Source organism: Bradyrhizobium sp. (genome assembly GCF_049581145.1).
Lineage (GTDB): Bacteria > Pseudomonadota > Alphaproteobacteria > Rhizobiales > Xanthobacteraceae > Bradyrhizobium.
This window is the reverse complement of record NZ_JBAURI010000583.1, coordinates 1-8,579: the sequence shown is the minus strand read 5'-3', so window position 1 is coordinate 8,579 and position 8,579 is coordinate 1. Positions and strand designations below refer to the sequence as shown.

Annotated in this window: 9 protein-coding genes; 8 read left to right on the top strand and 1 reads right to left on the bottom strand. The window is 65.6% G+C overall.

What is annotated here, in order from left to right:
- Positions 1-608 (bottom strand): outer membrane protein (locus tag WCB02_RS19320; protein ID WP_423960466.1); only part of this gene is annotated, 608 nt, incomplete at its 3' end.
- Positions 609-857: 249 nt separating this feature from the next.
- Here WCB02_RS19320 and uvrC point away from each other — a divergent pair.
- From uvrC to WCB02_RS19280, 8 genes are all read left to right on the top strand, one after another.
- The gene (gene uvrC / locus WCB02_RS19315; RefSeq protein ID WP_423960465.1) at positions 858-2,921 is read left to right on the top strand and encodes an excinuclease ABC subunit UvrC; all 2,064 of its coding nucleotides are present in this window, start codon (positions 858-860) and stop codon (positions 2,919-2,921) included.
- Between the two features lie 105 nt (positions 2,922-3,026).
- The gene (pgsA, locus tag WCB02_RS19310) at positions 3,027-3,647 is read left to right on the top strand and encodes a CDP-diacylglycerol--glycerol-3-phosphate 3-phosphatidyltransferase (RefSeq protein ID WP_423960464.1); all 621 of its coding nucleotides are present in this window, start codon (positions 3,027-3,029) and stop codon (positions 3,645-3,647) included.
- Positions 3,644-3,895, top strand: a complete 252-nt coding sequence (moaD, locus tag WCB02_RS19305; RefSeq protein WP_423960463.1) for a molybdopterin converting factor subunit 1 — start codon at positions 3,644-3,646, stop codon at positions 3,893-3,895. Before pgsA ends, moaD begins: the two co-directional genes overlap by 4 nt.
- Before the next feature lie 45 nt (positions 3,896-3,940).
- Positions 3,941-4,408, top strand: a complete 468-nt coding sequence (locus WCB02_RS19300; RefSeq protein ID WP_423960462.1) for a molybdenum cofactor biosynthesis protein MoaE — start codon at positions 3,941-3,943, stop codon at positions 4,406-4,408.
- A complete protein-coding gene (prmB, locus tag WCB02_RS19295) occupies positions 4,408-5,391 on the top strand; it encodes a 50S ribosomal protein L3 N(5)-glutamine methyltransferase (RefSeq protein WP_423960460.1) in 984 nt (327 codons plus the stop codon). Before WCB02_RS19300 ends, prmB begins: the two co-directional genes overlap by 1 nt.
- Before the next feature lie 129 nt (positions 5,392-5,520).
- Positions 5,521-6,867 (top strand): aspartate aminotransferase family protein, encoded by a 1,347-nt coding sequence (locus tag WCB02_RS19290; protein ID WP_423960459.1) that lies wholly within the window; start codon positions 5,521-5,523, stop codon positions 6,865-6,867.
- Positions 6,868-7,002: 135 nt separating this feature from the next.
- Entirely contained in the window at positions 7,003-7,623 is a 621-nt protein-coding gene (locus WCB02_RS19285; protein ID WP_423960457.1) for a phage holin family protein, read from the top strand.
- Positions 7,601-8,579 (top strand): YihY/virulence factor BrkB family protein (locus tag WCB02_RS19280; RefSeq protein WP_423960456.1); only part of this gene is annotated, 979 nt, incomplete at its 3' end. The genes WCB02_RS19285 and WCB02_RS19280, both read left to right, overlap by 23 nt.

Here is an 8,579-nt window from a genome sequence, read left to right as displayed (position 1 = left end):
TGATAGTTCACGCCGGCGCGAATCACGCCGAACCGGTAGCCGTTCGACACCCCTGTAATGGCAAATGGGCTCTCCGAGAGATCGACATAGAGATATTCGAGCTTGGCGCTCCAGTTCTGCGTCAGGCCGACCTCGGTGCCGACGCCCAAGGTCCAGCCGGCGCTGGCGTGCGATTCCGACAGCCCGAACGTCTCGGCCTTCAACTCGCCGAAAGCGAGGCCGGCGGTGCCATAGAACAGCACGTTGTTGAAGGCGTAGCCGGCGCGGCCGCGCACGGTGCCGAACCAGGGGTTGGAGAACTTCCAGGGCGCGAAGGTGTCGTCCGCGCCGGTCATCTCGATGTCGCCCTCGACGCCGAAGACCCAGCAACCGTTCTGAAAATTGTAGCCGCCGTCGACGCCGCCGACGAAGCCCGACGGCTTGGTCGGGTTGTTGGTGACGCTGCCCCAATCATAGCCGAGATTGCCGCCCAGATAGGGACCGGCCCAGCTGTCGGCATTGAGCGGCTGGTTGACCGTGTAGGGACCGCGCGGCGGGTAGTAGTCGGCCGCCTGGCTCGATGCGGTCCAGCCGGCCGCAATCAGCGCGCCCAAAACCAACTTTTTCATCTCACTCTCCCCACGCAACTGCCGTCACCGGGGGGTCCCGCGCCGTTGCCGGGCGAACCTCATGGTTACGGAACTCCAACTTTTTTCGCTAAGGTTTATCGAGAGTTTTAGCTTAAAGGCCTGTTAAGGACGGTTACCCGCTGCTTAACGTCCTTAATGAAGCGTTAGTGGCCCGCGAGCCTGTGCGTTACACGCCGCCCCGCCGTCCTGACGCTGGCGACGCGCGCTCCAAACGCTTAAATTTGCGCCATGAAGCCCAGGCCAATGACGACCGACGATCCCGATCCTGCCGGCGCGCCGCCGCTCGAGGCGGCTGCCTCCCGGCACGCGGCCCCGCCCGATATCGATCCCGCGACTGCGGCGAGCGAGGAGGACGACGAATCGCGGCTGCCGGACCTGCCGGAAGAAGGGGCCGACGCGGTCGCCGAGGGTCCGCTCGCGGTCGGCCACGCCGCGATCGAGAACGCAGTGCGGCTGGCGCCGACCTCACCCGGCGTCTATCGCATGCTCAACGCGGCCAACGACGTGCTCTATGTCGGCAAGGCGAAAAACGTCCGCAAACGCCTGTCGTCCTACGCCCGCGCCAGCGCGCCGCAGCCGGCGCGCATCCTGCGCATGATTGCCGCCACCGTGGCCGTCGAGATCGTCTCGACGTCGACCGAGACCGAAGCGCTGCTGCTCGAGGCCAACCTGATCAAACAGCTCAGGCCCCGCTTCAACGTCCAGCTCCGCGACGACAAGTCGTTTCCCTATATTTTGATCACCGGCGACCACTGGGCGCCGCAGATCCTCAAGCATCGCGGCGCGCAGAGCCGGCCCGGACGCTATTTCGGGCCGTTCGCCTCGGCCGGCGCGGTGAACCGCACCATCACCGCGCTGCAGCGCGCCTTCCTGATCCGCTCCTGCACCGACGGCTTCTTCGAGAGCCGCACCCGCCCCTGCCTGCTCTACCAGATCCGCCGTTGCGCCGGACCCTGCACCGGCGAGGTCGACTTTCCCGGCTACACCGAGCTGGTACGCGAAGCGACGGAGTTTCTGTCCGGCCGCAGCCATGCCGTGAAGCAGGAGCTGGCGCGCGAGATGGAAAAGGCCTCAGGCGAGTTGGAGTTCGAGACCGCGGCGGTGTACCGCGACCGTCTCGCGGCGCTGTCGGCGATCCAGTCGCAGCAGGGCATCAACCCGCGCACGGTGGAGGAAGCCGACGTGTTCGCCATCCATCAGGAAGGCGGCTATTCCTGCGTCGAGGTGTTCTTCTTCCGCACCGGACAGAACTGGGGCAACCGCGCCTATTTTCCGCGGGCGGAAAAGTCCTTTACGCCGGAGGAGGTGCTGGCGTCGTTCCTGGCGCAATTCTACGACGACAAGCCGCCGCCAAAACTCATCCTGCTGTCGCACGCGATCGAGGAAAGCGAGCTGCTCGCCGACGCGCTGTCGGTCAAGGCCGGGCACAGAGTGGAGGTGTCGGTCCCCAAGCGGGGCGAGAAAAAGGAACTGATCGCGCATGCGCTGACCAACGCCCGCGAGGCACTGGGGCGCAAGCTCGCCGATACCGCGACGCAAGGCCGCCTGCTGGAGGCATTGGCCGCCACGCTGCAACTGCCGCACGCCCCGAAGCGGATCGAGGTCTATGACAACAGCCACATCCAGGGCACCAACGCAGTCGGCGCCATGATCGTGGCCGGGCCGGACGGCTTTACCAAGAACCAGTACCGCAAGTTCAATATCAAGTCTGACGGCCTCGCTCCCGGCGACGACTACGCGATGATGCGCGAGGTGCTGCAGCGCCGCTTCAAGCGGCTGCTGGCGCCGCCGGAGAAGGACCTGGTGAAAGCCAAGGTCGAGGACGATTCGGTGCCGCAATGGCCCGACCTCGTCATCATCGACGGCGGCCGCGGCCAGCTCAATGCGGCGCGTGAGATTTTCGAGACCCTCGGGCTGACGCAGGTGGCGCTGATGGCGGTCGCCAAAGGACCGGACCGCGATGCCGGGCGCGAGACCCTGTTCATGCCGGACCGCGAGGCGATCAAGCTCGAGCCTCGCGACCCGGTGCTGTATTTCATCCAGCGGCTGCGCGACGAGGCCCATCGTTTCGTGATCGGCTCGCACCGCAAGCTGCGCAAGAAGGATATCCGCGAAGCCGGCTTGCAGGAGATCCCCGGCATCGGCCCGTCACGCAAACGTGCCTTGCTGCATCATTTCGGCACGCTGAAGGAGATCGAGCGGGCCTCGATCGCCGACCTCGGCAAGGTTCCGGGCGTCAGTGCCGAAAGCGCGCGCAAGATTTTCGAGTTTTTCCATGCCCAGCCGGGCTAGACTGAGCGTTTCTGCATTCACCTGGTTAATTCACAGGGGCGTCGCGTCCTTCGGATCAGATACCCTCGGGTTGACCTTCACGCGGTAGCGGTATTGGTAGAACGGATGAACATCGTCACGACCAGCCGGGGGACCGCGAAAAGCCCGCTGTCGCTCCCGAATATCCTGACCTATGCGCGAATCGCCGCGATTCCCGTGGTGGTCGGCTGCATCTATGCGCAGTCGATCATGGACGGCCCGCTGTGGCTGCGCTGGCTCGCGGTCGCCGTCTTCATCGCCGCAGCGATCACCGACTATCTCGACGGCTATTACGCGCGGATCTGGAACCAGCAATCGGCGTTCGGCCGGATGCTCGATCCGATCGCCGATAAGCTCCTGGTCGCCTCCTGCCTGTTGATGCTGGCCGCCGACGGCATCATCCACGGCTGGTCGCTGTGGGCCGCCATCGTCATCCTGTGCCGCGAGATCCTGGTGTCGGGCTTGCGGGAATATCTCGCCGCGCTCCGCGTCAGCGTCCCCGTGACGAGGCTTGCGAAATGGAAAACCACCATGCAGCTGCTCGCGATCGGCTTCCTGCTCGCGGGCGAAGCCGGCGACATGGTGGTGCCGGTCGTCACCCAGATCGGGCTGCTGTTGCTGTGGGCTTCGGCGCTGTTCACGATCTACACCGGCTACGACTATTTCCGCGCCGGCATCCATCACCTCATCGCGGAGGATGAGGCATGAGGCTGAAATATTTCGCCTGGGTGCGCGAACGGATCGGCAAGGCAGAGGAAATCGTCGAGCCGCCGGCCGGCGTTCACACCGTTGACGATCTGATCGCCTGGCTCGCGGGGCGCGGCGACAGCTATGCCTATGCCTTCGAGAAGCCGAAGGTGATCCGCGCCGCAATCGACCACGCCCATGTCAAATCGGATGCCATGATCGCGGGCGCCCGCGAGATCGCGTTCTTTCCGCCGATGACCGGCGGTTGAGGCGATACGGGTAGCGGTCGCGTCAAACCAGAAGCCAGGGCCAGCATGACCGCGATCGTCACCATCCGCATCCAGCAAGCCGATTTCGACGCCGGCCGCGAGATCGCGGCGCTGACCCATGGCCGCACCGACATCGGCGCGGTGGTGAGCTTTTCCGGCATCTGCCGCGGCAGCGAGGGCGAGCACGAAATCGCGGCGCTGACGCTCGAGCACTATCCCGGCATGGCGGAAGCCGAGATCATGCGGCACGCCAATGAGGCGATGGCGCGCTGGCCGCTCTGCGGTCTCACCGTCATTCACCGCTTCGGCCGTATCACGCCGGGAGAGAACATCGTGCTCGTGGTCACGGCCTCGAGCCACCGCCAGGCGGCGTTCGAAGCGGCGGAATTCCTGATGGATTATCTGAAGACCAGCGCGCCGTTCTGGAAGCGCGAGGAAAGCGCCGACAGCTCGAAGTGGGTCGAGGCCCACGCCCATGACGACGCCGCGGCCGCGCGTTGGAGCAGATCGTGATGGCCAAACGCGTCACGCGGCGCCCGAAGCGCAAACCGGCCCAAGCAAGACTTCCCAGAGCAAAACTTCCGAAAATCGCCAAAGGTGAGTTGCTCAGCCTGCTCGACTTCGTCCGCTACGCGGTGAGCCGCTTCAACGCGGCCGACCTGACCTTCGCCCACGGCACCACCGATCCCGTCGCCGAGGCGGTGTTTTTGGTCTGCGAGGCCCTGCAGCTTCACCCCGACCAGTTCGAAGGTTTTGCCACCGCGCGGGTCACAGCGCTCGAAGCCGGCATGCTTCTCGACCTCATCCATCGCCGCGTCGCCACGCGGCAACCGGCCGCCTACCTGGTCAACAAAATCTATCTCCGCGGCCTGCCCTTCTATGTCGACGAGCGCGTGATCGTGCCGCGCTCCTTCATCGGCGAAATCCTGGACTCGCATTTTGCCGGCGTCGACGGCGATGACAGCACCTCGCTGATCGACGATCCCGCGGAGGTCGAGCGGGTGCTCGACCTCTGCACCGGCTCCGGCTGTCTTGCGATCCTCGCCGCACGGCATTTTCCCGATGCGCAGATCGATGCGGTCGACATCTCCAAGGGCGCGCTCGAGGTCGCCGCCCGCAATGTCGCGGCCTATGGCCTGGAAGACCGGGTGGTGCTGCATCAAGGCGACCTGGTCGCGCCGCTCGGCGCGGCGCGCTACGACCTGATCATCACCAATCCGCCCTATGTCGACGCCGAAGGCATGGCGGCGCTGCCGGCGGAATGCCGCGCCGAGCCGAAACTGGCTTTCGACGGCGGCGCCGACGGCCTCGACATCGTCCGGCGCATCCTGGCGCAGGCGCCCGACCACCTGACGGCCGAGGGCGGATTGTTGTGCGAGATCGGCCGCGGTCGCGAACGGCTGGAAGCGGCGTTTCCCGAACTGCCGCTGCTCTGGCTCGATACCGAGGAGTCGCAGGGCGAAGTGTTCTGGATCGCGGCCGCGGATTTGGGCTGAGCTCGCGAGCTATTCGTTCGCATGCACCGGTCCGCGCGGAAATATCAGGTCTGACGTGGTTTCCGCGCTGCCGCGAAGCTGGTACCCTGCGGGTCAGCCAACCGGTTCACAGCTTCGAAGAGGTCCGTAATGCTTGACAAGAGCCCCTCCGCCCCCGCCGTCAACGTGCCCAATGACCTCGCCGCGCACTGGATGCCGTTCACCGCGAACCGGGCCTTCAAGAAGGCGCCCCGCCTGCTCGCCGGCGCCAAGGACATGCACTACATCACCGTCGACGGTCGCAAGATCATCGACGCCGCCTCCGGCATGTGGTGCACCAATGCCGGCCATGGCCGCACCCAGATTTCGTCGGCCATCGCCAGACAGGCCGAGACGCTGGACTATGCGCCGCCGTTCCAGTTCGGCATCCCGCAGGCCTTCGAGCTTGCCAGCCGCATCGCCGATCTGGCGCCGGCCGGCCTCGACCACGTGTTCTTCTGCAATTCGGGCTCGGAGGCCGCCGACACCGCGCTCAAGATCGCGCTCGCCTATCACCAGATCAACGGCCAGGGCACCCGCACCCGGCTGATCGGCCGCGTCCGCGGCTATCACGGCGTCGGTTTCGGGGGTACCTCGGTCGGCGGCATCGGCAACAACCGCAAGATGTTCGGTACCCTGCTCGCCGGCGTCGACCATCTGCCGGCGACTTATGACCGCGAAAAGCAGGCGTTCTCGAAGGGCGAGCCGGACTATGGCGCGAACTTTGCCGACGAACTCGAAAACCTGGTCAATCTGCACGGCGCCTCCACCATCGCCGCCGTGATCGTCGAGCCGATGGCTGGCTCGACCGGCGTGCTGCCGGCGCCGAAGGGCTATCTGAAGCGGCTGCGCGAGATCACCCAGAAGCACGGCATCCTGCTGATCTTCGACGAGGTGATCACCGGCTATGGCCGGCTCGGCTATGCCTTCGCCGCCGAGCGCTACGGCGTGCTGCCGGATCTCTTGACCTTCGCCAAGGGCATCACCAATGGCGCAGCGCCCATGGGCGGCGTGATCGTGCGCGACACCATTCATGACGCCTTCATGAGCGGCCCGGAGCATATGGTGGAGTTCACCCACGGCTACACCTATTCGGCGCATCCGATTGCCTGCGCGGCGGGGCTTGCCACGCTCGACATCTATCGCGACGAAAAGCTGTTCGAGCGGGCGCTGGGGCTGGAACCGAAATTCGCCGACGCCGTGATGACCCTGAAGGGTCTTCCCAACGTGGTGGACATCCGCACGGTTGGGCTGACCGCGGGCATCGACCTCGCGTCGCGGCCGGACGCGGTCGGCCAGCGCGGCTATGACGCGATGACCAACGCGTTCCACGACAACGACATGATGCTGCGCATCGCCGGCGATACACTGGCCCTGACGCCGCCCTTGATCATCAGCGAGGACCAGATCGGCGAGATCGTCGACAAGGTCGGCAAGGTGATCCGCGCGGTGGCGTAACTCCGCACCTCCGCCCGGCGCCCAGGCGCCGAGAGAGGCAGCCCGTCCGGAACCTTCCAAATCCAGCCACGTTCACTCCGGGCCTGAGGCATTCTGCCTTGGCCATTGGAGTCAGAAGAGCTGGAGGGATGTGGCATGCTTGCGCCATCGGGCAATCTGTTGCGCGCCGGGCTTGCGCTCAAGGCCAACCACGTCAAGCTCGCCACCCGGTCCTATCTGCGCGATCGGACGCGGCAGGCAACGGACAGCGTCACCTCCTACGCGGTCGCCGCCGGCCTGTTCGCCGCCGCGGGCATCTTTCTCATTGCGGCCTGCCTGGTTGGCATCGCCGCGCTGTTTCGCTGGATCGAGCTCAACTATGGCCTGTTTCAGGCCTTCGGCGCCACAGGCGCCCTGCTGGTGGTGCTGGCGGCGATCTTGGCCGGCATCGCTTCGGCCCGCCTGAAACGAAGGCCGCGGCAGTTTCCGTCGCTGGCAAGCCGACTGCGCGTCGCGATCAAGGCCCCGCCCAGGCTGACCGCGACGGATTCGGCGAAGGACGCCGGCGCCGCGGTCCTGATGGATTCTCCCACGCCGCCAGGCCGGCCAGCCGCGCGGCCGCAATTTGCTGCAAGCGGCAAGACAAACGGCAAGACAAACGGAAGGACGGCGCAGATCGGGCTGATCGTGATGGCCGCATTGCTTGGTGTTGCCGCGGCCCGGCGACGGCGGCTCTCCCGGGACATGGCGCCTGATGCTCCGACGACCGTCAGATAACACCACCGACTGGCTTTTGATTGCCGGCGCAGTTCTGCTCCTGCTCGCAGAGCGCCATCTGCAGGCGGACGCAGCCACAGAATCGGCCCCACAGCTTACGCCGCCAGGCCGCGGCGATTTCGCGCGCGAAGCCGGCCAACGGGGACGCGGACGACATTCCAACACGCCGCTGCAAATCCCTCGGGCTGGCTGGAAGGATATTCTCTGGCGGACCTATGAGCGGACCGGCGAAGACCGCCTGCTCGCCACCGCCGCCGGCGTCGTGTTCTACGGCCTGCTCGCGATATTTCCCGCGATCACCGCGCTGGTTTCCTGCTACGGCCTGTTCGCCAACCCCTCCACGATCAGCACCAATCTGCAAACGCTGGCTGCGATGCTGCCGGAGGGTACGTTCCAGATCGTGCAGGATCAGATCGGGCGCGTGCTGGCCAAGGGCAACGCCGCCCTTGGCGCGACTTTCCTGTTTGGGCTGCTGCTCGCACTCTGGAGCGCCAATGCCGGTGTCAAGGCCGTGATCGACGCGCTCAATGTCGCTTATGATGAACGCGAAAAGCGCGGCTTCGTCCGGCTCAACCTGCTGTCGCTCGCTTTCACGACCGGCGGCATCGTCGCGCTGCTCTTGATGGTAACCGCGGTGGTTGCATTCCCGCTGGCGCTCGATCATATCGGCCTTGGACCCGACAGCCAGCTCATTGTCGGCCTGTCACGCTGGCCACTCCTGTTCCTGATCCTGTGGTTGACGCTGACCCTGCTCTACCGCTTCGGACCCAGCCGGCAACCGCCGCGATGGCCATGGCTCACCGTCGGCGCCGTGGTGGCCCCGCTGCTATGGATCGCGGGCTCTGCGCTATTGTCCTGGTATTTGTCGAATTTCGCCAATTACAGCGCAACCTACGGCTCGCTCGGCGCCGCCATCGGCCTGATGATGTGGATGTGGATGTCGGCCATCATCGTGC

Bases quoted from the DNA above. Each gene is read 5' to 3' on its own strand.
- uvrC (WP_423960465.1), top strand. From the start codon at position 858: ATGAAGCCCAGGCCAATGACGACCGACGATCCCGATCCTGCCGGCGCG.
- pgsA (WP_423960464.1), top strand. From the start codon at position 3,027: ATGAACATCGTCACGACCAGCCGGGGGACCGCGAAAAGCCCGCTGTCG.
- moaD (WP_423960463.1), top strand. From the start codon at position 3,644: ATGAGGCTGAAATATTTCGCCTGGGTGCGCGAACGGATCGGCAAGGCA.
- WCB02_RS19300 (WP_423960462.1), top strand. From the start codon at position 3,941: ATGACCGCGATCGTCACCATCCGCATCCAGCAAGCCGATTTCGACGCC.
- prmB (WP_423960460.1), top strand. From the start codon at position 4,408: ATGGCCAAACGCGTCACGCGGCGCCCGAAGCGCAAACCGGCCCAAGCA.
- WCB02_RS19290 (WP_423960459.1), top strand. From the start codon at position 5,521: ATGCTTGACAAGAGCCCCTCCGCCCCCGCCGTCAACGTGCCCAATGAC.
- WCB02_RS19285 (WP_423960457.1), top strand. From the start codon at position 7,003: ATGCTTGCGCCATCGGGCAATCTGTTGCGCGCCGGGCTTGCGCTCAAG.